Source organism: Pseudomonas sp. BN102 (genome assembly GCF_029871245.1).
Lineage (GTDB): Bacteria > Pseudomonadota > Gammaproteobacteria > Pseudomonadales > Pseudomonadaceae > Metapseudomonas.
In genome coordinates this window covers 15,759-40,273 of the sequence record NZ_SSON01000078.1, presented here as the reverse complement: position 1 = coordinate 40,273, position 24,515 = coordinate 15,759, and the positions used below count along the sequence as shown (strand labels likewise).

At 65.1% G+C, this 24,515-nt stretch carries 22 protein-coding genes and 1 pseudogene; 16 read left to right on the top strand and 7 right to left on the bottom strand.

Annotated elements, in window-relative coordinates; translation table 11 throughout:
• Positions 1-86 precede the first annotated feature (86 nt).
• Positions 87-1,031, bottom strand: a complete 945-nt coding sequence (locus E8F12_RS26180) for a LysR family transcriptional regulator (RefSeq protein WP_280328138.1) — start codon at positions 1,029-1,031, stop codon at positions 87-89.
• Positions 1,032-1,108: 77 nt separating this feature from the next.
• Here E8F12_RS26180 and E8F12_RS26175 point away from each other — a divergent pair, with 77 nt between their 5' ends.
• Positions 1,109-2,161 (top strand): Gfo/Idh/MocA family oxidoreductase, encoded by a 1,053-nt coding sequence (locus E8F12_RS26175; protein WP_280328137.1) that lies wholly within the window; start codon positions 1,109-1,111, stop codon positions 2,159-2,161.
• A 280-nt stretch (positions 2,162-2,441) separates the two neighbouring features.
• Here E8F12_RS26175 and E8F12_RS26170 read toward each other — a convergent pair whose 3' ends face one another.
• On the bottom strand, positions 2,442-3,188 hold the full coding sequence (locus E8F12_RS26170; protein ID WP_280328136.1) for an SDR family oxidoreductase: 747 nt from the start codon (positions 3,186-3,188) through the stop codon (positions 2,442-2,444).
• 307 nt (positions 3,189-3,495) lie between these two features.
• On the opposite strand from E8F12_RS26170, the gene E8F12_RS26165 reads away from it, so the two are divergent.
• Positions 3,496-3,945 (top strand): Hsp20 family protein, encoded by a 450-nt coding sequence (locus E8F12_RS26165; protein ID WP_280328135.1) that lies wholly within the window; start codon positions 3,496-3,498, stop codon positions 3,943-3,945.
• A 72-nt stretch (positions 3,946-4,017) separates the two neighbouring features.
• Here E8F12_RS26165 and E8F12_RS26160 read toward each other — a convergent pair whose 3' ends face one another.
• Together E8F12_RS26160 and E8F12_RS26155 are read right to left on the bottom strand one after the other, a co-directional pair.
• Positions 4,018-7,698: a PAS domain S-box protein gene (locus E8F12_RS26160; protein WP_280328134.1), complete on the bottom strand. Its 3,681-nt coding sequence runs from the start codon at positions 7,696-7,698 to the stop codon at positions 4,018-4,020.
• A 111-nt stretch (positions 7,699-7,809) separates the two neighbouring features.
• A complete protein-coding gene (locus E8F12_RS26155) occupies positions 7,810-8,697 on the bottom strand; it encodes a LysR family transcriptional regulator (RefSeq protein ID WP_280328133.1) in 888 nt (295 codons plus the stop codon).
• 219 nt (positions 8,698-8,916) lie between these two features.
• Between E8F12_RS26155 and leuC the strand changes: the two genes are divergently transcribed.
• The 7 genes from leuC to E8F12_RS26120 all read left to right on the top strand — a co-directional run bounded on the left by leuC (position 8,917) and on the right by E8F12_RS26120 (position 18,272).
• Complete coding sequence (leuC, locus tag E8F12_RS26150) at positions 8,917-10,341, top strand: 3-isopropylmalate dehydratase large subunit (protein WP_280328132.1); 1,425 nt, start codon at positions 8,917-8,919, stop codon at positions 10,339-10,341.
• 11 nt (positions 10,342-10,352) lie between these two features.
• Positions 10,353-10,997: a 3-isopropylmalate dehydratase small subunit gene (gene leuD, locus E8F12_RS26145; protein WP_280328131.1), complete on the top strand. Its 645-nt coding sequence runs from the start codon at positions 10,353-10,355 to the stop codon at positions 10,995-10,997.
• Between the two features lie 21 nt (positions 10,998-11,018).
• Positions 11,019-11,783, top strand: coding sequence for a class I SAM-dependent methyltransferase (locus tag E8F12_RS26140; RefSeq protein WP_280328130.1), 765 nt, complete (start codon positions 11,019-11,021; stop codon positions 11,781-11,783).
• A gap of 42 nt (positions 11,784-11,825) precedes the next feature.
• On the top strand, positions 11,826-12,908 hold the full coding sequence (gene leuB, locus E8F12_RS26135; protein WP_280328129.1) for a 3-isopropylmalate dehydrogenase: 1,083 nt from the start codon (positions 11,826-11,828) through the stop codon (positions 12,906-12,908).
• Positions 12,909-12,965: 57 nt separating this feature from the next.
• On the top strand, positions 12,966-14,078 hold the full coding sequence (gene asd / locus E8F12_RS26130) for an aspartate-semialdehyde dehydrogenase (RefSeq protein WP_280289043.1): 1,113 nt from the start codon (positions 12,966-12,968) through the stop codon (positions 14,076-14,078).
• A gap of 110 nt (positions 14,079-14,188) precedes the next feature.
• Positions 14,189-15,217: an aspartate-semialdehyde dehydrogenase gene (locus E8F12_RS26125; RefSeq protein ID WP_280328128.1), complete on the top strand. Its 1,029-nt coding sequence runs from the start codon at positions 14,189-14,191 to the stop codon at positions 15,215-15,217.
• Between the two features lie 142 nt (positions 15,218-15,359).
• Positions 15,360-18,272: a FimV/HubP family polar landmark protein gene (locus E8F12_RS26120; RefSeq protein WP_280328127.1), complete on the top strand. Its 2,913-nt coding sequence runs from the start codon at positions 15,360-15,362 to the stop codon at positions 18,270-18,272.
• Between the two features lie 130 nt (positions 18,273-18,402).
• Here the strand turns inward: E8F12_RS26120 and E8F12_RS26115 are convergent.
• Positions 18,403-18,576: pseudogene (locus tag E8F12_RS26115) on the bottom strand (integrase); the annotation flags it as partial.
• Positions 18,577-18,636: 60 nt separating this feature from the next.
• On the opposite strand from E8F12_RS26115, the gene E8F12_RS26110 reads away from it, so the two are divergent.
• Positions 18,637-18,912: a hypothetical protein gene (locus E8F12_RS26110; RefSeq protein WP_280328126.1), complete on the top strand. Its 276-nt coding sequence runs from the start codon at positions 18,637-18,639 to the stop codon at positions 18,910-18,912.
• 90 nt (positions 18,913-19,002) lie between these two features.
• Here E8F12_RS26110 and E8F12_RS26105 read toward each other — a convergent pair whose 3' ends face one another.
• Together E8F12_RS26105 and E8F12_RS26100 are read right to left on the bottom strand one after the other, a co-directional pair.
• Positions 19,003-19,401 carry a hypothetical protein gene (locus tag E8F12_RS26105; protein WP_280328125.1) on the bottom strand — a complete coding sequence of 133 codons (399 nt, stop codon included), beginning with the start codon at positions 19,399-19,401 and terminating at the stop codon, positions 19,003-19,005.
• Complete coding sequence (locus E8F12_RS26100; RefSeq protein ID WP_280328124.1) at positions 19,398-19,592, bottom strand: hypothetical protein; 195 nt, start codon at positions 19,590-19,592, stop codon at positions 19,398-19,400. Before E8F12_RS26100 ends, E8F12_RS26105 begins: the two co-directional genes overlap by 4 nt.
• Positions 19,593-19,679: 87 nt before the next feature.
• Between E8F12_RS26100 and E8F12_RS26095 the strand changes: the two genes are divergently transcribed.
• The 6 genes from E8F12_RS26095 (at position 19,680) to folC (ending at position 24,512) form a co-directional block, all read left to right on the top strand.
• Positions 19,680-19,973, top strand: coding sequence for a hypothetical protein (locus E8F12_RS26095; protein WP_280328123.1), 294 nt, complete (start codon positions 19,680-19,682; stop codon positions 19,971-19,973).
• Between the two features lie 549 nt (positions 19,974-20,522).
• Positions 20,523-21,380 carry a tRNA pseudouridine(38-40) synthase TruA gene (gene truA / locus E8F12_RS26090; protein WP_280328122.1) on the top strand — a complete coding sequence of 286 codons (858 nt, stop codon included), beginning with the start codon at positions 20,523-20,525 and terminating at the stop codon, positions 21,378-21,380.
• Between the two features lie 56 nt (positions 21,381-21,436).
• Positions 21,437-22,054, top strand: coding sequence for a phosphoribosylanthranilate isomerase (locus E8F12_RS26085; RefSeq protein ID WP_280328121.1), 618 nt, complete (start codon positions 21,437-21,439; stop codon positions 22,052-22,054).
• A 1-nt stretch (position 22,055) separates the two neighbouring features.
• Complete coding sequence (locus E8F12_RS26080; protein WP_280328120.1) at positions 22,056-22,319, top strand: hypothetical protein; 264 nt, start codon at positions 22,056-22,058, stop codon at positions 22,317-22,319.
• Positions 22,320-22,356: 37 nt separating this feature from the next.
• Entirely contained in the window at positions 22,357-23,229 is an 873-nt protein-coding gene (gene accD / locus E8F12_RS26075) for an acetyl-CoA carboxylase, carboxyltransferase subunit beta (RefSeq protein ID WP_280328119.1), read from the top strand.
• Positions 23,226-24,512 (top strand): bifunctional tetrahydrofolate synthase/dihydrofolate synthase, encoded by a 1,287-nt coding sequence (gene folC / locus E8F12_RS26070; RefSeq protein WP_280328118.1) that lies wholly within the window; start codon positions 23,226-23,228, stop codon positions 24,510-24,512. The genes accD and folC overlap by 4 nt, the downstream gene beginning before the upstream one ends.
• Positions 24,513-24,515 lie beyond the last annotated feature (3 nt).

Here is a 24,515-nt window from a genome sequence, read left to right as displayed (position 1 = left end):
AGAGCTCCCTGCCAGACGTGGCCACGCGACAACGGGGCCACCTGCCTAGAGGTCTAGCCAAGGAGGCGGAGCTTGTCGACCCAGCCTCAGAGGTGGGTGTCCAGGGCATGGGGGCCCCGGGTCAGTTGTTCCGCAAGGAAGTCGATGCACAGTTTCACCTTGGCCGAGCCGGAAGCCCTGGCGGCGGTCACCGCCCAGACATCGGCTGCCTGCCGATAGGCAGGCAGCACCCGCACCAGTTTTCCGGCCTTGATGCTGGGCGCGGCGTCCCAGACCGACGCCATGATCACCCCGTGGCCTTCGTGGGCCCACTGGCGCACCACGTCGCTGTGGTTGGAGGCCATGGGGCCGGTCACCTTCACCGTTTCCTCGCCGTTGGGGCCGCTCAGGCGCCAGACGCCGAAGCCCAGATCGCGCTCGCGGAACAGCAGGCAATCGTGCTGTGCCAGGTCGGCCAGGGTGCGCGGCTGGCCGTGCCGCTCGAGGTAAGCCGGCGCGGCGCAGAGCATGCGGTAGCTTTCAGCGATCTTGTGGGCAATCAGGTGCGGCTCGTGCACCTCGCCCACCCGCAGGTCGATGTCGAAGTTCTCGCCGATCAAGTCCACCCGCCGGTCCAGCAGCTCCAGCCAGACTTCCAGTCCCGGATAGCGCTGGCGCAACAGGGACAGCACCGGCGACAGGTAGTCGCGTCCCAGGCGCAAGCTGGTGGCGATGCGCAGCACGCCGGTCGGTTCGCCGCGCAGCCCGGACAGGGCCTCGACCATGCCTTCCACATCTTCGAGGATCTTCTGTGCCCAGGCGAAGGCCGCCTCGCCGTCGGCGGTGATGTTCACCCGCCGCGTGGTGCGATTGAACAGCCTGACCCCGAGGGACTCTTCCAGCATCGCGATGCGCTTGCTGACGTGGGCCGGGGAGATGCCCAGTTCGGTCGCCCCGGCGACGAAGCTGGAACGCCGCGCCACGCTGCAGAACAGCAAGAGGTCGCGGAGGAAGGGGTCATTATTCGCTAATAGCGCATTCTGATTTTTCATGGAGGCGGATTATAGATCCGATAGTGAATATTAGTCTTTCGATCGCCCCTTTCCACCACCGGAACAGATCGAACGAAATGAACAGCCTCTGCATCGCCATTGCCGGCGCCGGCCTGATCGGCCAGCGCCACCTCGAACTCCTCCAGGCCAGCCGCTCCTGCGAACCCGTGGCCCTGATCGACCCCGCACCCGCGGCCCGAGCGGTGGCCGAACGGGCCGGGGTGCCGCTGTTCCCTTCCCTGGAGGCGCTGTTCGAGCAGGCGCGGCCGGACGGCATCATCCTCGCCACGCCCAACCAACTGCATGTGGAGCAGGCCTTGACCTGCTTGCAGGCGGGCGTCGCCGCGCTGGTCGAGAAGCCCGTGGCACATACCCTGGAAGAGGGCGAGCGGCTGCTGGCAGCAACCCGTGGCTCGCGGGTGCCACTGCTGGTGGGGCATCACCGCGCCCACAGCCCGATCCTGGCCCAGGCTCGGGAGATCATCCGCCAGGGTCGCCTGGGGGCGCTGGTGGCGGTGATGGGGAGCGCGCTCTTCTACAAACCGGACGACTATTTCGATGCCGCGCCCTGGCGCCGCGAGGCCGGCGGCGGCCCGGTGCTGATCAACCTGATCCACGAGATCGGCAACCTGCGCTCGCTGTGTGGCGAGATAGTCGCGGTCCAGGCCCTGGCCTCCAGCGCTACTCGTGGATTCCCGGTGGAGGACACGGTGTCCATCAGCCTGCGTTTCGCCAATGGCGCCCTGGGCAGCTTTCTGCTCTCCGACACGGCCGCATCCGCCCGCAGCTGGGAGCAGACCTCCGGCGAGAATCGCGACTACCCCAGCTACGACGACGAGGATTGCTACCTGATCGCCGGCACCGGCGGCTCACTGGCCGTGCCCACCATGCGCCTGAAGTGCTACGACCAGCCGGAGCACCGCTCCTGGTGGAAGCCCTTCACCTGCGAGGTGGCCGAGTTGCACCGCGAAGACCCATTGGCGCTGCAGCTGGAGCATTTCTGCCAGGTCATTCGCGGCGAGGCCGAACCCCTGGTGAGCGTCCGCGACGGCTTGCAGAACCTGCGGGTGGTGGAGGCCATCGCCCGGGCGGCCCGCGAGGGCAGGATGGTGGTGGTGGCGCAGGATTGACGGCGTCGCGCAGTCCTGTAGGAGCGAATTCGTTCGCGAAAGAGCCGCGAAGCGGTCCCGCAGACCCTGGCCTGCGAGACCCAGCGATCCTGAACGCCGAAGTTGGGCTGTTGGGCTGTTGGGCTGTTGGGCTTCGCGGAGCTCAGCCCAACCTACCTGCTCAGAGGGAGAGGGGGCAATCCGCGCGAGGGGCGGGCGTTATGCTTTTCCTGTGGGGGCGAATTCATTCGCGAAGCCGACTGCAGGTCGGCTCCGGTGTCCGGTGCCAGGGAGGGTCGAGCTAGCGCCCACCCCCCACATCCAGCAGGGTCCCGCTGGTATACGAAGCCTCCTCGCTGGCCAGCCAGAGGATCGCGTTGGCCACTTCCTCCGCTTCGCCGCCACGCCCCATGGGCACCGACTGGCGCACGCGCTCGACCCGGTCCGGCTCGCCACCGCTGGCATGAATCTCGGTGCGGATCACGCCCGGGCGCACGGCGTTGACGCGGATGCCATCCGCCGCCAGCTCCTTGGCCATCCCCAAGGTCATGCTGTCGATGGCGCCCTTGGCCGCCGCGTAGTCAATGTACTCGTTGGGCGCGCCCAGGCGGGCGGCGATGGAGGACAGGTTGACGATCGCGCCGCCCTGGCCGCCATGGCGGGTCGACATGCGCTTGATGGCCTCCCGCGCGCAGAGGAAGCTGCCCACCACATTGGCCCGCAGTACCCGTTCCAGGCGCGCCACGTCCATGTCTTCCAGGCGCATCTGGCGCTCCAGCATGCCGGCGTTGTTGACCAGCACGTCCAGCCGGCCGAACGCCCGGTCCAGGCTTTCGAACATGCGCAGCACCTGGGCTTCATCGCCCACGTCGGCGCAAAGGGCCAGGGCACGGCCGCCTCCGGCCTCGATCTCGCCCACCAGTGCCTCGGCCGCCTCCCGCTGCTGCCGGTAGTTGATGCCCAGGGCGTAGCCGCGCTGGGCGGCGAGGCGTGCGGTGGCAGCGCCGATGCCGCGGCTGGCGCCGGTGATAAGCATGACTTTCTGCATGGCCTTCCTCCGAACCTGTTCGCGATCTGCTGCGCGTCGGAATAACTGCGTTGAAACTGGCTTCGGACTGCTCATTTACAACTCGTAAACTCCGCGTCCTCTGCCATTTGACTCGCTTCGCTCGCCCTGCGGGCCAGCCTGCGGCTGTTACTCCTGTTGGTCGTTTCGCCTGTTCTTCTCTAGCTCGCGAGATCTGAACAGGTTCTTGGGACTTGAAATGATTTCGAGCGTCCCTATCTAAGGTAATGCGGGATGCCGAAGCCGGGTCCCGCCATTGAAACACTTGCTGATTATTCAGGAGATAACCATGAGCACTGCATTTTCCCTCGCCCCCCTGTTCCGTCATTCCGTGGGCTTCGACCGCTTCAACGATCTGTTCGAATCGGCCCTGCGCAATGAAGGCGGCAGCACCTACCCGCCCTACAACGTCGAGAAACACGGAGACGACCAGTACCGCATCGTCATCGCCGTGGCCGGCTTCCAGGAAGAAGACCTGGAACTCCAGGTAGAGCGTGGCGTGCTGGCGGTCAGCGGCGGCAAGCGCGAGAAGACCGACGACTCCGCAGTCACCTTCCTGCACCACGGCATCGCCCAGCGTGCGTTCAAGCTGTCGTTCCGCCTGGCCGACCATATCGAGGTCAAGGGCGCCGCGCTGCAGAACGGCCTGCTGAACATTGACCTGATGCGTGTGGTACCGGAAGAAGCCAAGGCCAAGCGCATCCCGATCAACGGGCATCGCGCCGTGCTGGAAAGCTGATGGTCATCCACTGAGAAAGGAAGAGGGCGCCTGCGGGCGCCCTTTTTCATGGGCGGGTGCCAAGACCTGGCCTCAGACCGGCGTCGGCCGTTGCCGGCTGTGGGCCAACAGGGCGCGGAACTCGGCCAGGGGCAGCGGCTTGCTGTAGAGGTAGCCCTGGTAGAGGTGGCAGCCCTGTTGTTCGAGGAAGGCCAGCTGTTCATCGCGCTCCACGCCCTCGGCGATCATCTCCAGGCCCAGGCTGCGGGCCATGGCCACGATGGCGCGGATGATTTCCGCATCGTTGGGGTCCTGGGTGGCGTCGCGGACGAAGGACTGGTCGATCTTCAGGGCGTCCACCGGCAGGCGCTTGAGATAGGTGAGAGACGAATAGCCGGTGCCGAAGTCGTCCATGGCGAAGCTCAGGCCCAGCTTTTTCAACCGGCGCATCTTGCCGATGGTGTCGTCGAGGTTCTGGATGACGATACCTTCGGTGATTTCCAGCTTCAGCATCTGCGCCGGTAGGCGACTACTCTGCAGGCTGCGCTCGACCCGTTCGACGAAGTCGCTCTGGCGGAACTGTCGCGGGCTGATGTTCACGCACAGGCTGAAGCCCCTGGCCTCGGCCAGACCCTCGGCGACCAGCTGTTCGCAGACATGGCACGCCTCGGCCAGCACCCAGGCGCCGACATCGAGGATCAGCCCGCTTTCTTCCAGTACCTGGATGAACTGCCCGGGCGACTGCGGGCCCAGGGTGGGGTGCTGCCAGCGGAGCAGGGCTTCGGCGCCTATCACCCGGTTGTTGCGGGCATCCACCTGGGGCTGGAAGTGCAGTTCGAACTCGCCGCGGGCCAGGGCCATGCGCAGGTCGTTCTCCAGCCGCAGGCGTTCGCTGGCGGCATCCTGCATGGTGCTGCGGAACATCTGGATGGCGTTGCGGCCGGAATCCTTGGCCCGGTACAGGGCGATGTCGGCGCGCTTGAGCAGGTCCGCCGGGCTGGCACCGTGGTCCGGGATCAGAGCGATGCCGATGCTCGGGGTGACTTGCAGGCGGTGACCCTCCAGCAGCATGGGTTCGGCCAGCAGCTTGCGCAGCTTGTCGGCGATCATGCGCACCTGGCGGGTGACCTCCGAACGCTTGCCCTCCAGGCCGGTGAGCAGCACCACGAACTCGTCGCCACCCAGGCGCGCCACCGTGTCCTCCAGCCGCACGCTGGCTTCGAGGCGGGCGGTGACCATCTTCAGCACCGCATCGCCCAGGGGGTGACCGAGGGAGTCGTTGATGTGCTTGAAGTGGTCGAGGTCGAGGAAGAGCAGGGCGCCGCGCATGTCGTGGCGCTGCAACAGGGCGATCTGCTGGGTCAGGCGATCGGTCAGCAGTGCGCGGTTGGGCAGGTTGGTCAGCGGGTCGTGGTAGGCCAGGTGCTGGATTTGCGCCTGGGCGTCCTTCAGGGCGCTGATGTCGCGGGCGGTAAGCAGCAGGCAGGGGGTGCCGTCCAGCTCGATCTGCTCGACCGAGACTTCCACCGCCTTCTGGCTGCCGTCGCGATGCTGGCCGAGCATCTCCAGGTGGTGCACGCGACCGTTGCGCGTGATGAGCTCGATCAGGTGGTCGCGCTCCGTGGGCCTGGCCCAGATGTTCATCTCGCCGGCGGTGCGACCCAGCACATCCTCCGGGCGGTAACCGGTTAAGCGGCAGAAGCCGTCGTTGACTTCGATGTAGCGGCCGGTGTCGCGCTCGGTGATGGTGATGGCGTCGGGGCTGGAGTGGAACGCCTTGGCGAACTTCTCCTGGCTGGCCTTGAGCGCCGCCTCGGCCTGCTGGCGCGCAGTGATGTCACGGAACGTGGTGGTGATGCAGAGCTGGCGCTCGACGCGGATGAAGCGGCTGGACACCACGCAGGTCAGCAGGCGGCCGTCACGGGTCAGGAAGCGCGCCTCGACGTTGTCCAGGCACTGGTCGCGCAGCAGCTCGCCGAACAGCCGCAAGCGCTGGCCGGGCTCGGCCCAGAAATTCACCTCCGGGGCGCTGCGACCGACGATCTGCTCCGGCTGCCAGCCGAACACTTCGCTGAAGCTGGGGTTGATCTCGATGAACACGCCGTCGCGGATACGCGAGACGCAGATGGGGTCGGGGCTGGCCTGGAACAGGGTGACGAACTTCTCCTCCGAGGCCGCCAGGCGCTGCTCGCGGCGCACCCGTTCGCTGATATCCATGAGGATGCCGGTCATCCGCAGCGGCCGGCCCGACTCGTCGCGATAGAGCCTGGCGGTGCTTTCCAGGTAGTGAACCTCGCCGTTGGCGAAGCGCGTGCGATAGGTCACCTGGTACTCGCTATCGCGCCCCTCCAGCAGTTCCTGGTAGGCCCGGCGCATGCTCTGGCGGTCATCCTCCGGCACGCAGACGAAGAAGTCGCGGAATTCGCCTTCGAAGGGCTCCTTGGCCAGGCCGTGCAGGGCCGAGGCGCGGGCGGAGCCGTAGAGGGTGCCATTGGCGATATGCCAATCCCAGGTGCCGAGGTCGGCGGATTCCAGCGCCAGGTTGAGGCGTTCCTGGCTTTCCTTCAGGGCCTGCTCCTGGGCGCGCTGGCGGGTAATGTCGCGGGCGGTCAGTACCAGGCAGGCGTTGCCATCCAGCTCGATCTCCTCGCCGTAGAGCAGGCAGGTGCCGCGGGTGCCGTCACGGTAGCGCAAGTTGACTTCCAGCTCGCTGAGGCTGCCGTCCTGCTGCAGGGTGTCGAGCATCGCCTGGCGCTGCCTTGGGTCTTCCCAGATACCCAGGTCCAGGGAGCTGCGGCCGATGGTCTCGTCCTTGCTCCAGCCGAACTGGCGCTCGAAGCCGGCGTTGATCTCGATGAAGCGGCCGCTGGTGCGATCGGTGATCACCACCGCCTCGGGCGTGCTACGGAAGGCCTTGGCGAACTTCTCCTCGCTCTTGCGCAGGGCGTTCTCGGCGCGCTTGCGCTCGGTGGTGTCGAGGAAGGTGCTGATCAGGTAGGGCTGGCCTTCCAGCTCGATGTACTGACTCGACAGCACGCCGTAGAGGATTCCGCCGGCGCGGGTGCGCAGCTTGACCTCCTGGGACACTGGCGCGCTATTGCCACGGGTATGGTGGTGCAGCCATTCGCGCTGTTCCAGGTCGACCCAGATACCCAGTTCGAGGGTGGTATGGCCGATGGTCTCGGCCGCCGGCCAGCCGAGCACGTCTTCGAAATGCTGGTTGGCCTCGACTATCAGACTGTCGGTCAGGCGGACCAGCAGCACCACGTCCGGGCTCAGGTGGAACAGGCTGGAATAGCGCTGCTGCGAGCTGATCAGGTCCTGGGCACGTTGCTGCTGCAGGGTGACGTCGCGGATCACGCCGATCATCCGTCGCCGCCCTTCGGCCTCCGGCTGCAGGCTGCCGCTGATCTCCAGCCAGCGCAGGCTGCCATCGGGCCAGCGGATACGGTGGCGCATGGCGCGCTCGGCCTGGCGCCCGGCGAGGACTTCGCGGAACAGGCGCAGCACCTCGCCGCGGTCGTCTTCGGGAATCAGCTGGATGTAGTCCACCGGCTCGCTCAGCGGCCGGTGCGGGTCGAGGCCGAATAGTGCCTGGGCGCCGCGGGACCAGGTGACCCGGCCGGTGTCGATATCCCAGGACCAGGCGCCCAGCTGTGCGCCATTCAGCGCGGCCAGCAGGCTGTGGGCGTCTTGCCAGGATTGCTCGAAGGCGACGGGGTCGAGGGCTGGAATATGGGGAAGCGGGGGATTCGGGTCACTGGCTTTGCGCATGCGCGCCCCTTTCCGGCGGTAGGGCAGATATACGGGTCGGTGACCGGCGCGCTTGGCAATTCGCCTTCCGACCCTGTTCTTATGCTGTGCGGCTCAACTTAGCCCTTGCCGTCACAGGTACGCAAGGTCGTCGCGCTGGGCGTCGAGCAGGGCCATGAAGGCCTTGGCGGCATTGGACAGGGTGCGCTCGGTATGCAGGATGTAGCCGAGCTGGCGGCTCAGCTGGATATCCTGCAGCGGCAGGCGCACCACCGAGTCGTCGAGCATGGTGCGCGGCAGCACACTCCAGGCGATGCCGATGGAGACCATCATCTTGATCGTCTCCATGTAGTTGGTACTCATGGCGATGTTCGGCGTCAGGCCCTCGGCCTCGAACAGGCGGCGGACGATGTGATGGGTGAAGGTATTGCCGCCGGGGAACACCGCCGGATGTCGCGCCACGTCGGGAAGGAAGATGGTCTTGTCGCGGGCCAAGGGATGCTCGGGCGCGGCGACGAAGTCCAGCGGGTCGTTCCATACCGGCACCGCCTGCACCGGCAGCGCGGTTTCCGGAGCCAGGGTGATCACCGCCAGCTCGACGCGGCCATGGAGGATCTCCTCGTAGGCCACCTCCGAGTCGAGGAACTGGATGTCCAGGGCCACCTGCGGGTACGCGCGGGTGAAGGCGCGCAGCAGTGGCGGCAGGCGATGCAGGCCGATGTGGTGGCTGGTGGCCAGGGTCAGGCGGCCGCTGATGTCGCCGGACAGGTTGCTCAGGGCGCGACGGGTGTCGTCCAGCACATTGAGGATCTGGTAGGCACGTGGCAGCAGGGCGCGTCCGGCTTCGGTCAGACTCACTTCGCGGCCGAGCCGGTCGAACAGGCGCACGCTGAGTTGCTGCTCCAGGGATGCGATGCGCTTGCTCACCGCGGGCTGGGTCAGGTGCAGGCGTTCGCCGGCTTCGGAAAAGCTGCCGGTCTCGGCGATGGCAATGAAGGCATTGAGGCTGGCGAGATCCAATTTCTTGAGCTCCAGGCGGCAGATTTTCAAGTCGCAAGCGGGTCTGTACGGAGGTTTGCTCGCGGCTTGAAGGTTGTAACTTATTTCTATTCCAGAATGGAATCCTTTGGATAAAAAATATGAATTTGAGTTATTCGATGCAAGCCCCTAGGATCGTCCCCACAAGCAAAAGGGGCTTTCGACCCCTGCGCACAGAAACAAGCTGATGAGGACCTGACGATGGCCGGCAAGACGCTCTACGACAAGCTCTGGGATGCTCACGAGGTGAAGCGCCGCGACGATGGCTCGTCGCTGATCTACATCGACCGCCACATCCTCCACGAAGTGACCTCGCCGCAGGCCTTCGAAGGGCTGCGTCTGGCCGGCCGCAAACCCTGGCGCATCGACGCCAACATCGCCACCCCGGACCACAACGTGCCGACCACCCGCGCCGAGCGCCAGGGTGGCCTCGAAGCCATCGCCGACGAAGTGTCGCGCATCCAGGTCAAGACCCTGGACGAGAATTGCGATGACTTCGGCATCCTCGAATTCAAGATGAACGACGTGCGCCAGGGCATCGTCCACGTGGTGGGCCCGGAGCAGGGCGCCACCCTGCCGGGCATGACCGTGGTCTGCGGCGACTCCCACACCTCCACCCACGGCGCCTTCGGGGCCCTGGCCCACGGCATCGGCACCTCCGAGGTCGAGCATGTGCTGGCCACCCAGTGCCTGGTGGCGAAAAAGATGAAAAACATGCAGGTGCGCGTCGAGGGCAAGCTGCCCGCCGGCGTCACTGCCAAGGACATCGTCCTCGCCGTGATCGGCAAGATCGGTACCGCGGGCGGCAACGGCCATGCCCTGGAATTCGCCGGCAGCGCGATTCGCGACCTTTCCGTCGAAGGCCGCATGACCATCTGCAACATGTCCATCGAAGCCGGTGCCCGCGTCGGCCTGGTGGCCGTGGACGAGAAGACCATCGCCTATGTCGAAGGCCGCCCCTTCGCGCCGAAGGGCGCCGACTGGGACAAGGCCGTGGCCGCCTGGCGCGACCTGGTGTCCGATGCCGACGCGCATTTCGATACCGTGGTCGAGTTGCGTGCCGACGACATCATTCCCCAGGTCAGCTGGGGCACCTCGCCGGAGATGGTGCTGCCGGTCGACCAGCGCGTGCCGGACCCGGCCGCCGAAGCCGACCCGGTCAAGCGCGGCTCCATCGAGCGCGCCCTCAAGTACATGGGGCTCACCGCCAACCAGGCGATCACCGATATCCAGCTGGATCGCGTGTTCATCGGCTCCTGCACCAACTCGCGCATCGAAGACCTGCGCGCCGCTGCCGTCGTTGCCAAGGGCCGCAAGGTCGCCGCCACCGTCAAGCAGGCGCTGGTGGTGCCGGGCTCGGGCCTGGTCAAGCAGCAGGCCGAACAGGAAGGCCTGGACAAGATCTTCATCGAGGCGGGCTTCGAATGGCGTGAGCCGGGCTGCTCCATGTGCCTGGCGATGAACCCGGACCGCCTGGAGAGCGGCGAGCATTGCGCGTCCACCTCCAACCGCAACTTCGAGGGACGCCAGGGCGCCGGTGGCCGTACCCACCTGGTCAGCCCGGCCATGGCCGCCGCTGCCGCGGTGACTGGCCGTTTCGTCGATGTTCGCGAGTTGCTCAAGTAAGGAGAGTCGAGATGAAAGCCTTTACCCAACACACCGGTCTCGTCGCTCCGCTGGATCGCGCCAACGTCGACACCGATCAGATCATTCCCAAACAGTTCCTCAAGTCGATCAAGCGCACGGGCTTCGGCCCCAACCTGTTCGACGAGTGGCGCTACCTGGATGTCGGCCAGCCGAACCAGGACAACTCCAAGCGCCCGGTGAACAAGGACTTCGTCCTGAACTTCCCGCGTTACCAGGGCGCCAGCGTGCTCCTGGCCCGCGAGAACTTCGGTTGCGGCTCCAGCCGCGAGCACGCGCCCTGGGCGCTGGACGAGTACGGCTTCCGCGCGATTATCGCGCCGAGCTATGCCGACATCTTCTTCAACAACAGCTTCAAGAATGGCCTGCTGCCGATCATCCTGAAGGAAGAAGAAGTCGATGAGCTGTTCCAGCAGGTGGAAGCCAGCGAGGGCTACCAGCTCACCGTCGACCTGGCGGCGCAGACCGTGACCCGTCCGGACGGCAAGCAGTACGGCTTCGAGGTGGATGCCTTCCGCAAGCACTGCCTGCTCAATGGCCTGGATGACATCGGCCTGACCCTGCAGGACGCCGACGCGATCAAAGCGTTCGAGGCCGGCTATCGGCAGCGCCAACCCTGGTTGTTCCGGGACGCCTGAGTGCGCCCGGTGGAGAATGCAATGAGCGACAAAGCCCATGATCAGGTGGTCCAGCGCCAGTTCGGCGAGCAGGCCAATGCCTACCTGAGTAGTGCGGTGCATGCCCAGGGCGTGGAGTTCTCGCTGCTGCAGGCGGCGGTCGACGGACGTGGCGACGCGCGCGTGCTCGACCTCGGCTGCGGCGCCGGACATGTCAGCTTCCACGTCGCGCCGCTGGTGGGAGAGGTGGTGGCGTACGACCTGTCCGAGCAGATGCTCGAGGTCGTCGCCAGCGCCGCTGCCCAGCGTGGTCTGGGCAATGTGCGCACCGAGCGCGGTGCGGCCGAGCGCTTGCCTTTTGCCGATGCCAGCTTCGATTTCGTCTTCAGCCGCTATTCGGCGCACCACTGGAGCGACCTCGGCCTCGCCCTGCGCGAAGTGCGCCGGGTTCTGAAACCCGGCGGCGTGGTGGCCTTCATCGACGTCGCCTCGCCCGGCAGCCCGTTGCTCGACACCCACCTGCAAACGGTGGAAGTGCTGCGCGATACCAGCCATGTGCGCGATTATTCCGCGGCCGAGTGGTTGCAGCAGGTCAGCGAGGCAGGGCTGTTCGTCACGGGGCACACGCGTCAGCGCCTGCGCCTGGAGTTCGCCTCCTGGATCGAGCGCATGCGCACCCCGGCGGTCTTCCGCGATGCCATCCTCGCCTTGCAGGGCGCGGTGGGCGAGGAGGTTCGCGAGTATTTCGAAATTGCCGCGGATGGCTCCTTCAGTACCGATGTGCTGGTGCTGTGGGCCGAACGCTGAGAATTGACGGCGCTGCGGCGCCTATTAATGGATGAGGAAAGCATGAGCAAACAGATTCTGGTTCTCCCCGGCGACGGCATCGGCCCGGAAATCATGGCCGAAGCGGTCAAGGTTCTGGAGCTGGCCAACGACAAGTTCCAGCTCGGCCTCGAACTGACCGAAGACGTCATCGGCGGCGCCGCCATCGACAAGCACGGTGTGCCCCTGGCCGACGAGACCCTGGAGCGTGCGCGCAAGGCTGACGCCGTGCTGCTGGGCGCCGTGGGTGGGCCGAAGTGGGACAAGATCGAGCGTGACATCCGTCCGGAGCGCGGCCTGCTGAAGATCCGTTCGCAACTGGGCCTGTTCGCCAACCTGCGTCCGGCCATCCTCTATCCGCAACTGGCCGAGGCTTCCAGCCTCAAGCCGGAAGTGGTCGCCGGCCTGGATATCCTCATCGTCCGCGAACTGACCGGTGGCATCTACTTCGGCCAGCCCCGTGAGCAGCGCGTACTGGAAAACGGCGAGCGCCAGGCCTACGACACCCTTCCGTACAGCGAGAGCGAAATCCGTCGCATCGCTCGGGTCGGTTTCGATATGGCGCGTGTGCGCGGTAAGAAGCTCTGCTCGGTGGACAAGGCCAACGTCCTGGCCTCCAGCCAGCTGTGGCGCGAAGTGGTGGAGGAGGTGGCCAAGGATTACCCTGACATCGAACTCAGCCACATGTATGTCGACAACGCCGCCATGCAGCTGGTGCGCGCGCCCAAGCAGTTCGATGTAATGGTCACCGACAACATGTTCGGCGACATCCTGTCGGATGAGGCTTCCATGCTCACCGGTTCCATCGGCATGCTGCCATCTGCCTCGCTGGATTCGAACAACAAGGGCATGTACGAACCCTGCCACGGCTCGGCGCCGGACATCGCCGGACAGGGCATCGCCAACCCATTGGCGACCATACTCTCGGTATCGATGATGCTGCGTTACAGCTTCAACCAGACCGCTGCCGCCGACGCCATCGAGAAGGCCGTCAGCCTGGTCCTGGACCAGGGGCTGCGGACCGGCGATATCTACTCCGCCGGTGCGACCAAGGTCGGTACCCGTGAGATGGGCGATGCAGTGGTCGCCGCACTGCGGAATCTGTAATCTGTCGGGCTCGCTGGAAAACCAGCGGCCCACTTTTTCAAGAAAGGTGTAGTTGTCATGAAGCGTGTAGGTCTGATCGGTTGGCGCGGCATGGTGGGTTCCGTGCTCATGCAGCGAATGCTGGAAGAGCGGGATTTCGACCTGATCGAGCCGGTGTTCTTCACCACTTCCAATGTCGGTGGCCAGGGCCCCGCGGTCGGCAAGGACATTGCCCCGCTGAAGGACGCCTACAGCATCGACGAGCTGAAGAGCCTCGATGTGATCCTGACCTGCCAGGGTGGCGACTACACCAACGAGGTGTTCCCCAAACTGCGCGAAGCCGGCTGGCAGGGTTACTGGATCGACGCCGCCTCCAGCCTGCGCATGCAGGATGACGCGGTCATCGTCCTCGACCCGGTCAACCGCAAGGTCATCGACCAGCAGCTGGACGCGGGCACCAAGAACTACATCGGCGGCAACTGCACCGTCAGCCTGATGCTGATGGCCCTGGGCGGCCTGTTCGAAGCCGGTCTGGTGGAGTGGATGAGCGCCATGACCTACCAGGCAGCCTCCGGCGCCGGCGCGCAGAACATGCGTGAGCTGATCAAGCAGATGGGCGCGACCCATGCGGCGGTCGCCGATGACCTGGCCAATCCGGCCAGCGCCATCCTCGACATCGACCGCAAGGTGGCCGAAGCCATGCGCGGCGAAGACTTCCCCACCGAGAACTTCGGTGTGCCCCTGGCGGGCAGCCTGATCCCCTGGATCGACAAGGAACTGCCCAACGGCCAGAGCCGTGAAGAGTGGAAAGGCCAGGCCGAGACCAACAAGATCCTCGGTCGTTTCAAGAGCCCGATCCCGGTGGACGGCATCTGCGTGCGCATCGGCGCCATGCGCTGCCACAGTCAGGCGCTGACCATCAAGCTGAACAAGGATGTGCCGATCGCCGACATCGAAGGCATGATCAGCCAGCACAACCCCTGGGTTAAGCTGGTGCCGAACCAGCGCGAGATCAGCATGCGCGAGCTGACCCCGACTGCCGTGACCGGCACCCTCAGCGTTCCGGTTGGCCGTCTGCGCAAGCTCAACATGGGTTCGCAGTACCTCGGTGCCTTCACCGTCGGTGACCAGCTCCTCTGGGGTGCCGCCGAGCCGCTGCGCCGGATGCTGCGTATCCTGCTGGAGCGTTGATGATTCGCGGGGCGTCGATGAGGCTCGTCGGCGTCCCCTGACCCTCGATTGCCTGCGTGCGGGGGGGCGGTTAAAGTGCCGCTCCCCGCATCGCCAGAAGTAGTCCTCCCATGAGCCAGTCCCTCGACATCGCCGTGATCGGCGCCACCGGCACCGTTGGCGAAACCCTCGTCCAGCTCCTCGAGGAGCGGGAATTCCCGGTCGGCACCCTTCATCTTCTCGCCAGTGGCGAGTCCGCCGGCGCCTCGTTGCCCTTCAAGGGGCGCAACCTGCGCGTGCGCGATGTGGCCGACTTCGACTTTTCCCAGGTGCGCCTGGTCTTCTTCGCCGCCGGCGAGGCCGTGACCCGCAGCTTCGCTGCTCGGGCAACCACCGCGGGCTGTTCGCTGATCGACCTTTCCGGGGCCCTGGATGCCGCAGCGGCGCCAAGTCTGGTGCCGGAAGCCAACCCGCAGTTGCTGGAAGGTCTGGCGGCGCCCTATCAGCTGACCAGTCCCAGCGCCTCCGCCGTGGCCTTGGCCTGTGTGCTTGCGCCCCTGAAGGACCTGTTCACGGCGCAGCGCCTCAGTGTGACGGCCAGCCTGGCGGTCTCCAGCCGCGGTCGCGAAGGGGTCACCGAACTGGCCCGACAGACTGCCGAACTGCTCAACGCCAGGCCGCTGGAGCCGCGTTTCTTCGACCGGCAGATCGCCTTCAACATCCTGGCCCAGGCCGGTGCGCCCGATGCCCAGGGGCATATCGCCCTGGAGCGGCGCATGGCCAGCGAGATCAGGCAATTGCTCGGTGAGCCCGGGTTGCGTGTGTCCGCCACCTGTGCCCTGGCGCCGGTGTTCTTCGGGGACAGCCTGGCGGTTTCCCTGGTGGCGGACAAGGCAGTGGACCTTGCCGCCGTTTTCGAGCGCCTGCGCGAGGCGCCGTGTGTCGAATTGGTGGAGGAAGAGGGCGATTATCCGACCGCTGTCGGCGACGCTGTGGGGCAGGATTCGGTATATGTAGGCAGGGTGCGCGGCGGGCTGGATGACCCGTGTGAACTCAATTTGTGGATTGCTTCAGATAATGCAAGAAAAGGCGCTGCGCTCAATGCCGTGCAGTCTGCCGAGTTATTGATAAAACACTATCTGTCAAAGATACTTACCTGAAAATTTGTAGAATTATTCTAGCTTGACAATACTGGCTTGGCCTTATCGTTGATGGGGAGCCGCCGTTTCGGCGTGCGCAGGCAGCGACTTAAGACCCTCCTCTCGCGCAGCGGGAAAAAAGATAAAACAAGGGAATCACTCTATGGTTCGGGTTCGCAAACTTGTGCTGGCAATCGCGGCCGCATCCGCGCTGACTTCGGGCATGGCCCACGCGCTCGGGCTTGGGGAAGTCACCCTGCGCTCCTCCTTGAACCAGCCTCTGGTCGCGGAGATCGAGCTGCTCGAAGTGCGCGATCTCGCATCGGCCGAGGTCAAGCCGAGCCTGGCGTCGGCCGAGGAGTTCTCCAAGGCCGGGGTCGATCGCCAGTACTTCCTGGCGGACCTCAAGTTCACCCCGGTCCTCAAGCCCAATGGCCGCAGTGTCATCCGGGTGACGTCGAGCAAGCCGGTCCGCGAACCCTATCTGAATTTCCTCGTCGAGGTGCTCTGGCCCAACGGCCGCCTGCTGCGTGAATACACCCTGCTGCTGGATCCGCCGCTCTATTCGCCGCAAACCGCGGTAGCCGCCGCGCCGAAGATCCCGGTCGCAGCTCCCACTCCGGCACCGCGTGCGGCGGTTGCGCCCGCGCCGGTCCGCAGTGCGCCCGCTGCAGCTTCGGCTCCCGCCGCCGCGCCGCGTCCGAGCGCTCCCGCGGCCCCTGCTCCCGCGCCAGCGGCCAAAGCGCCGACCGACCAATACCGCACCACCTCCCGCGATACCCTGTGGGAGATCGCTGAACGCACCCGCGCCAGCGGCTCGGTGCACCAGGCCATGCTGGCCATCCAGGACCTGAACCCGGACGCCTTTGTCGACGGCAACATCAACCGCCTGAAGAGTGGCCAGGTTCTTCGCCTGCCCGATGAGCAACAGATTGCCAGCCGCAGCCAGGCGGAAGCCCTGAGCCAGGTCGCGGTGCAGAACACCGCCTGGCGCGAAGGACGCAGCCTGGCAGGGGAGGGCAAGCGCCAGCTGGACGCTACCAAGCGCGCCAGCGCCGGTGAGGCGCCCGAGAAGGTCGATACCGAGGACAGCCTGCGCTTGGTAGCTGCTGCCAGCGGCAAGGCTTCCAGCGGCAGTGACAAGGGCGCTAATGGCGAAAGCAAAGCCCTCAGCGACAAGCTGGCCGTCACCCAGGAAAGCCTGGACTCCACTCGTCGCGAGAACGAAGAGCTGAAGAGTCGCATGGGCGATCTGCAGAGCCAGATGGACAAGCTGCAGCGCCTGATCCAGCTCAAGGATGACCAGTTGGCCAAGCTCCAGGCGGACATGGCCGCCCAGGGCAAGCAAGCCCCCGCAGCTCCGGCCGCCGCCTCCGCCGAGGAGGCCAAGCCCGCAGCGGATCCGGTCCAGCCCGCTCCGACTCCCGCGCCGGCCACCCCCGAGGCGTCCGTTGCCGAGGCACCTGCCCAGCCCGCCGCTCTTGCTGCTGCCCCGGCACAACCGGCTGCTCCGGCCGAGTCCGGTACTCCTGCTCCGGCTCCTGAAGCGGCCGCCCCAGCGGCGCCCGTTGCCGCGGCGCCTGCCCAGCCCGCCGAACCGGCGCAGGCTGCCCCGGTTGCCGAACCGCCGAAGTCCAGCATCATCGACGACGTGCTGGCCAACCCGATGCTTCTCATGCTGGCCGGCGGCAGCGCCCTGGTGGCCCTGCTGGTGTTGCTGATGGTGCTGTCCCGTCGCAATGCACTGAAGGAAGCCGAGCTGCAGAACAGCCTGGCCGCCCGCGATGACGAGAACGGCTTCGACAGCGACCTCGACCTGAAGGACGACAGCTTCGCTGCCCTCGATGCCCTTGGGCTGGAAACCGCGGAAACCGCAGAAGCCTCGGCTCCGGACGCGGCGCAGGACAAACCTGAAGAGCGCGTCACCGCCGAGACTGGTGATGTGATCAGCGAAGCCGACATCTATATCGCCTACGGCCGCTTCAGCCAGGCCGGCGAGCTGCTGCAGAATGCCATCAACGATGAGCCGCATCGCAGCGACCTGCGCCTGAAACTGCTGGAGGTCTATGCCGAACTGGGCGATCGCGATGGTTTCGCCCGTCAGGAAAGGGAGCTCCGCGAAATCGGCGGCGCTGCCAGCGAGATCGAGCAGCTGAAGGGCCGGTATCCGGCCATCGCAGTGGCTGCGGTTGCCGCCACCGCTGCCGCCGGTCTGGCCGCGGCCGATGACCTCGACAGCTTCAGCCTCGATGACCTGACCCTGGACGATGCTCCTGCCGCCAGCAGCGCTGCGCCGGGCGCGGATCTGGACGACGCGTTCGATCTCAGCCTGGACGACCTGGAATCCAGCCTGGATATCGAGCTGGCGGAGGAGAAGCCGGCGGCGATCCAGCCCGCGGCAGCTCCGGCCAATGAGCTGAGCCTCGATGATCTGGAGTTCGATGCGCTCGCCGAGCAGGCCAAGGCTGCGGACGGCCTGGAGTTCGACCTGGATATCGGTGGCGACGAAGAGTTGCCGACCAGCAACGAGAGCCTCGAGCTCAGCGATGACCTCGCCGATTTCAGCCTCGACCTGGAGCCCGCTGCCAAGCCGGTTACCGCCGAGGAGGACGACTTCCTGCTAAGCCTGGACGACGATTTCGACGCGCCGACGGCGCCCCGGGAACCGGCTCCCGCACCGGAGGTGGCCATCTCCGGCCTGCTCGACCTGCCGGCTGACTTCGACCTGTCCCTGCCTGATGAATCGGTTGCCGAGCCGCTGGCCGACAACGACAGCTTCGCGGCTCAGCTCGACGAGGTCAGTGCTGAGCTCGACCAGCTCTCCGCCAGCCTGCAACAGGCGCCAGAGCCGGTCGCGGTCCTGGAGGACAAAGTGCCGGCACCGGGCCTGGATGAGGAGGACGACTTCGACTTCCTTTCCGGCACCGATGAAACCGCGACCAAACTGGACCTGGCTCGCGCCTATATCGACATGGGCGACACGGAAGGCGCTCGCGACATCCTCGACGAGGTGATCTCGGAGGGGAATGACACCCAACAGCAGGAAGCGCGCGAACTGATCGCACGTCTCAGCTGATAGATGACTCAAGCAGTACCCGCAGCGGCAGCCAATTCGGCTGCCGCTGGCGTTTCAGTAAGGCGTTGAATACGCCACTTCCAGCCCGTCCATTTCCGCAACTATTCCGGCCATTTCGGCAACCCCTTGGCTATTTCACGGGGTTCACCGCCTTACCGATGCGCCGGTAAACCCGCTTGGTGATTTCCTGTTTGGTGTGTCCCAGGAGGTCGGAAGCGTTCTCCAGGCTCACGATTTCCGAGGCGGCTTTCGGCCGGATGTCGCGGAACTGAAGCTGCATGATGGCCTCGGCCAGGTCCGGGTCATGGGTGGTTTCGGTTTTCGGGGCTAAGCTGATCCGGAGTTGAAGGCAAGGGATTGCACAATGAACAAAGCCCAGAGGTTGTTTGTTGAGCGGTCGCTATGGATCGCGCTATGGCTGGCCGGTGTTGGGTGGGCTGTCGTGTTGATCTGGGGAATAGAGGCTTCCTATCTGGCCGACCACCCGTTCCAGAGTTTCACCAACGACGTTCTTGCTCTTGATCGGGTCCTTCTCGTTGATGCGGCAAAGTTCCTGGGCGCCTTCCTTTGGGTGTGGCTCTCCGTATTTGTCCGGGTGGGGCGAAAGAAGGAGCCAAATCTCCTGCCGCCCGTGGAGTAGTAATTGGGTGTCGGCAATCCCCTCGCAGGATAGGCGGAAAAGAGTTTCCGAAAACGGGTAATAGGTTTCCGGGGAGGGGTGACAGGTCCGCTACTCAGGCTGCAGCGGCCTGATGCGAATGCGCTCCTGCTTGGCGTGGCTGCTGCCCTCGATCGCCATGGAAGTGACGAAGTAGAAGTTCTTGCGCCGGTTGTAGACGACCTCCTCGCGGTCGCTGCCAGGGTTCAGGACCTCGGCAACGTGCACGGTGATGGATTTGCCATTGAACTGGATGCGGATTTCATCGCCGGCGACGATCTGGCCGGGCGCGTACAGGCGCTCCCACTCGAACGCCTCTTCGCGCTGCACGCCAGCGCAGGTGGTCCGCGCTGCCCGAGCAAGGGCGCTGGCCAGGTCCTGCGGGGGCTGGCGCCGAATCATGTCCGGATTGAACTTCCTGGCGCACGGCTTGGTGAAGTAGTCGACGTCGAGGCCGTATTCGTTCTTCATGCCGCCCACTCCTTGCGCCAGGTGCGCTCCTGATCCTGCTTCGCCTTCAGCGCGGCCTTGTACCTGGCCTTGGCCGCCTTCATGGTTCTGCACCAATCACCCAGCGGGACTAGTTCATCGACGCCCAGGAAACCCTGGCGCATGTGCAGCAGCCCCGGCGCCAGGCTGGCGCTCTGGTTCTCTTCAGGCACAGGGGATTTCTTCGCCATAGTGGCGCTATGACATTAAGTGGTCTATTGGTTGCTTGTCGGACATGGAGCCAGACAAGGAGAGAAAGGATGGATCGCAGCTACGTCTACCAGCAGTTCATCGGCCGGTACCCGGACGCAAAAGAACATACCTTCGAGGCCAGCCAGGATCGTTCCTGCTCTGTCATGGTCGGCTTGTTCTTTGGCGTGGTGGAGGTTGTATTTGTGGGGGTGTATCGCCCTGACGGCCGGTTCAAATCGGAGCATCTGTATTTCGAGGGCGACCTGTGTAAAGCGCTCGGCGTCATTCGCGTAGATCCAGAAGATGCCCTGCTCTTCGGCAAGCAGCGCGCTACGACTACGTGCCTGACAGGCCATGTCTAACAGGAGGCAATGGCTGATTCTTCGCCAGTAGGTCCCCGGCGTCACTTCGCATGACCGTTGGCTTGGCGAAGTTGGTCGCTGGGCTAAAGGAGCCTGTACGCATCGAGATGCAAGTAAGGACAAGGGAGGCCCAGCGATGGGCGGCGACGGCTGGCTGGGGTAGGGCGATTGGCTCGTACCACTTTCTGTACCAATCACTGGGGAAAGGAGGGGCTGGGGGAATGTCGCGAGTGGGATAACGCGATGTTTCGCGCCCTGGACGCCCCTCTAGACTCCATTGCGGGCGCTGGTTTCATGCTCAAGGTGTTGATCTGAAAGGACTTTCGGCGATTCGCCACGGTATCCCAGGCTAGGACACGATGATGAACCCGTCGAGGAGGGATGGAAGGTCGTCCATTGGAGGCGCCTTCCTATTAAAAGGAAGGGCAGTGGCGCATGGCAGAAATGCCCTCAAAATCGTTTCCGCAATTAAAACCGGGTCCCGCGTGGCACTAGGCCTCCAGCCCGGTATAATTTGCGCCGTTGTGGAAACGAAAAGGCTATAAGTCCTTGATTGATATAGATTCTCCGGCAGCCGCCTCGGCTGCCGCTGGCATTTACAGAATCGCCCTCGGCGTCGAATACAAAGGCTCTCGCTACCGCGGTTTCCAGCGCCAGCGCGCCGGTGTGCCCTCGATCCAGGAATCCCTCGAAACGGCCCTGAGCCGTGTGGCGGGCGGCGCGCCCGTGACACTATCCTGCGCCGGCCGCACTGATGCCATGGTGCATGCCAGCGGCCAGGTGGTGCACTTCGATACTCCGGTAGTGCGCTCCATGCATTCCTGGATCATGGGCGCGAACATGAATCTGCCGGGAGATATCAGCGTCACTTGGGCCAAGGAAATGCCGACGACCTTCGACGCTCGCTTCAGCGCCATGGCTCGGCGTTATCGCTATGTGATCTACAACGACGAGATCCGCCCGGCGCACATGGCCGAAGAGGTGACCTGGAACCATCGCCCGCTGGATATCCAGCGCATGCGCGAGGCGGCCCGGTGCCTGGTCGGCATGCACGACTTCAGTGCTTTCCGCGCCAGGCAGTGCCAGGCGAAATCGCCGATCAAGACGGTGCATCACCTCGAACTGATCGAGCATGGCCGCATGATAGTGCTCGATATCCGCGCCAACGCCTTCCTCCACCACATGGTGCGCAATATCGCCGGGGTGCTGATGACCATCGGCGCCGGCGAGCAATCGGTGGAGTGGGCCAGGCAGGTGCTGGAGGGGCGAATCCGTCGGGAGGGCGGGGTGACCGCGCACCCTTACGGGCTCTATCTGGTGCGGGTGGAATACCCGGAACAGTTCGAGCTTCCCCAGCGCTACCTGGGGCCGCACTTTCTTTCCGGACTGGCCGATTCGGCGGGCTGACGCTGCGCCGGGCCTTTGCTAACATCCTTGGACTTTCCCCATCAGGTTTCCGCATCTTGTCAGCCGTTCGCATCAAAATCTGCGGCATTACCCGAATCGAGGACGCCCTGGCCGCTGTCGCTGCCGGGGCCGATGCCATAGGACTGGTGTTCTACGCCAAGAGCCCGCGCGCCGTGACGCCGGCCCAGGCCAAGGCGATAGTCGCCGCGCTGCCGCCTTTCGTGACCAGTGTCGGGCTTTTCGTCGATATGCCCCGTGCTGAGCTTAAGCAGCTGCTGGCGGAGGTGCCGCTGGACCTGCTGCAGTTCCACGGCGACGAGAGTCCGGAAGACTGTGCCGGCCATGGCCGGCCCTTCATCAAGGCGCTGCGGGTCAAGACGGGCGACGACGTGGCCGCGGCCATCGCCCGTTACCCCGATGCCGCCGGCATCCTGCTGGATACCTATGTTCCTGGCACCCCGGGCGGCACCGGCGAAGCCTTCGACTGGAGTCTGGTGCCCCGGGATGCGGCAAAGCCCGTGGTTCTGGCCGGTGGGTTGACGCCTGAAAATGTCGGCGATGCCGTACGCCAGGTGCGTCCTTATGCGGTGGATGTGAGTGGCGGCGTCGAGGCCAGCAAGGGCATCAAGGATGCGGCGAAAATCAAGGCGTTCATCCAACGGGCACGTGCCTGACATGCAATGCGTGGAAACTTTCGCCGGGCGGCTCGCTGGCGCGTCTCCTGCATATGTGACGGACGGCGTTTCACTGCCGTCCATAACCGAGTTGCCTACGCAGGCGAAGCCTGCCGGGTCGCGCGGCAAGGCTGCGTCGATCGGGCCTGTTTTTTTAAAGGGTGATGGCACGGCCATCGCCAGGGTGATTCCCGGACAGACCATGACCGCCGGGGTCGCAACCATGAATTCGCTCAAGGACATGCGCGGGGCTGTGAACCGCTAGCGCGTGTTCGAGCCTGAAAGCTGTGGAGAACTGAAGCATGAGCAACTGGCTGGTAGACAAGCTGATCCCTTCGATCATGCGTTCCGAGGTGAAGAAGAGCTCGGTGCCGGAAGGCCTCTGGCACAAGTGCCCGTCCTGCGACGCGGTGCTGTACAAGCCCGAGCTGGAAAAGACGCTGGACGTCTGCCCGAAATGCAATCACCACATGCGTATCAATGCGCGCGCCCGCCTGAACATCTTCCTCGACGCCGAAGGCCGCGAGGAGATCGGTGCCGACCTGGAGCCGGTGGATCGCCTGAAGTTCCGCGACAGCAAGAAGTACAAGGACCGCCTGACCGCCGCGCAGAAAGACACCGGCGAGAAGGATGCCCTGATCGCGATGCGCGGCACCCTGCACAAGATGCCGGTCGTGGCCTGCGCCTTCGAATTCTCCTTCATGGGCGGCTCCATGGGCGCCATCGTCGGTGAGCGTTTCGTCCGTGCGGCCAACGTCGCCCTGGAACAGCGCTGCCCGCTGGTCTGCTTCTCCGCCTCCGGTGGCGCGCGCATGCAGGAAGCCCTGATCTCCCTGATGCAGATGGCCAAGACCTCGGCTGTCCTGGCGCGTCTGCGCGAGGAGGGCATTCCCTTCATCTCGGTGCTGACCGACCCGGTCTACGGTGGCGTATCCGCCAGCCTGGCGATGCTTGGCGACGTGATCGTCGGCGAGCCGCGTGCCCTGATCGGCTTCGCCGGTCCGCGCGTGATCGAGCAGACCGTGCGCGAAAAGCTGCCGGAAGGTTTCCAGCGCAGCGAGTTCCTGCTGGAGCACGGCGCCATCGACATGATCGTCCCTCGCGCGGAACTGCGTGAGCGCCTTGGCAAGTTGCTGGCGCAGATGATGCGCCTTCCGTCCCCGGCTATCGCATGACCCAGAGAATCCTCGCCGACTGGCTCGTTTACCTCGAACAGCTCCACCCCACGGCAATCGACATGGGGCTGGAGCGCAGCCGCGAAGTTGCCAGCCGCCTTGGCCTTGGCCGGCCGGCACCGCGGGTGATCACGGTCACCGGCACCAACGGCAAGGGTTCCACCTGTGCTTTCCTGGCTGCGCTGCTGCGCACCCAGGGACTCAAGGTCGGCGTCTACAGTTCGCCGCACCTGCTGCGATACAACGAGCGCGTGCAGTTGGATGGCCGTGAGGCCAGCGACCAGGCGCTCTGCGATGCCTTCGCTGCCGTCGAGGCGGCACGTGGCGAGATTTCCCTGACCTACTTCGAAATGGGCACCCTGGCGGCCTTTTGGCTGTTCCAGCGCTCCGGCCTGGATGTCGTGGTGCTGGAAGTGGGCCTGGGCGGGCGCCTGGATGCCGTCAATCTGGTGGATGCGGATCTGGCCCTGGTGACCAGCATCGGCCTCGACCATGCCGACTGGTTGGGCGATACCCGCGAGAGCGTGGCCTTCGAGAAGGCCGGTATCTTCCGCGCCGGCATGCCAGCCCTCTGCGGCGACCTGGATCCGCCCCAGCCCCTGCTCGAACAGGCGAAACAGCTTGGTTCCCCGCTGTTCCTGCGTGGGCGGGACTTCGATCTGGCAGTGGGCGAGGGCGGCTGGCACTGGCGCGGAGTCGGCCAGGCCGGACAGGTGCTGGAGCTTCATGACCTGCCGCTGCTCGACCTGCCGATGGAGAATGCCGCGCTGGCGCTCCAGGCGTATGCACTGCTCGGTCTGTCCTGGCAGCCCTCGGCCCTGCAAGGGGGGCTGCTGGCCGCCCGGGTCGCCGGCCGTCTGGATCGCCGCCGCACCACCTGGCGCGGCAAGCCGGTTTCCCTGTTGCTGGACGTCGGCCACAACCCCCATGCCGCCGAGTATCTTGCTGCGCGCCTGGCTTCTCGGCCCATCTCCGGTCGTCGACTGGCCGTGTTCGGCCTGCTCTCCGACAAGGATCTGCCGGGCGTGCTGCAGCCTTTGCAGGGGCTGGTGGCCAGCTGGGCAGTGGCGCCGCTGCCGACGCCGCGCAGTCGTCCCGCCGGCGAATTGCAGGCGGCATTGACGAACCTTCACGCAAGCGTCAGTGTCCACGAAAATATCGTCGCCGCACTTGAAGCGCAGTGCGAGCAGGCCGCACCGGACGACGAGATCCTGGTGTTCGGATCGTTTTATAGCGTGGCTGAGGCCCTGAGCTGGCTGGCAGGCCACGCCTCTGGGGAGTAGGGG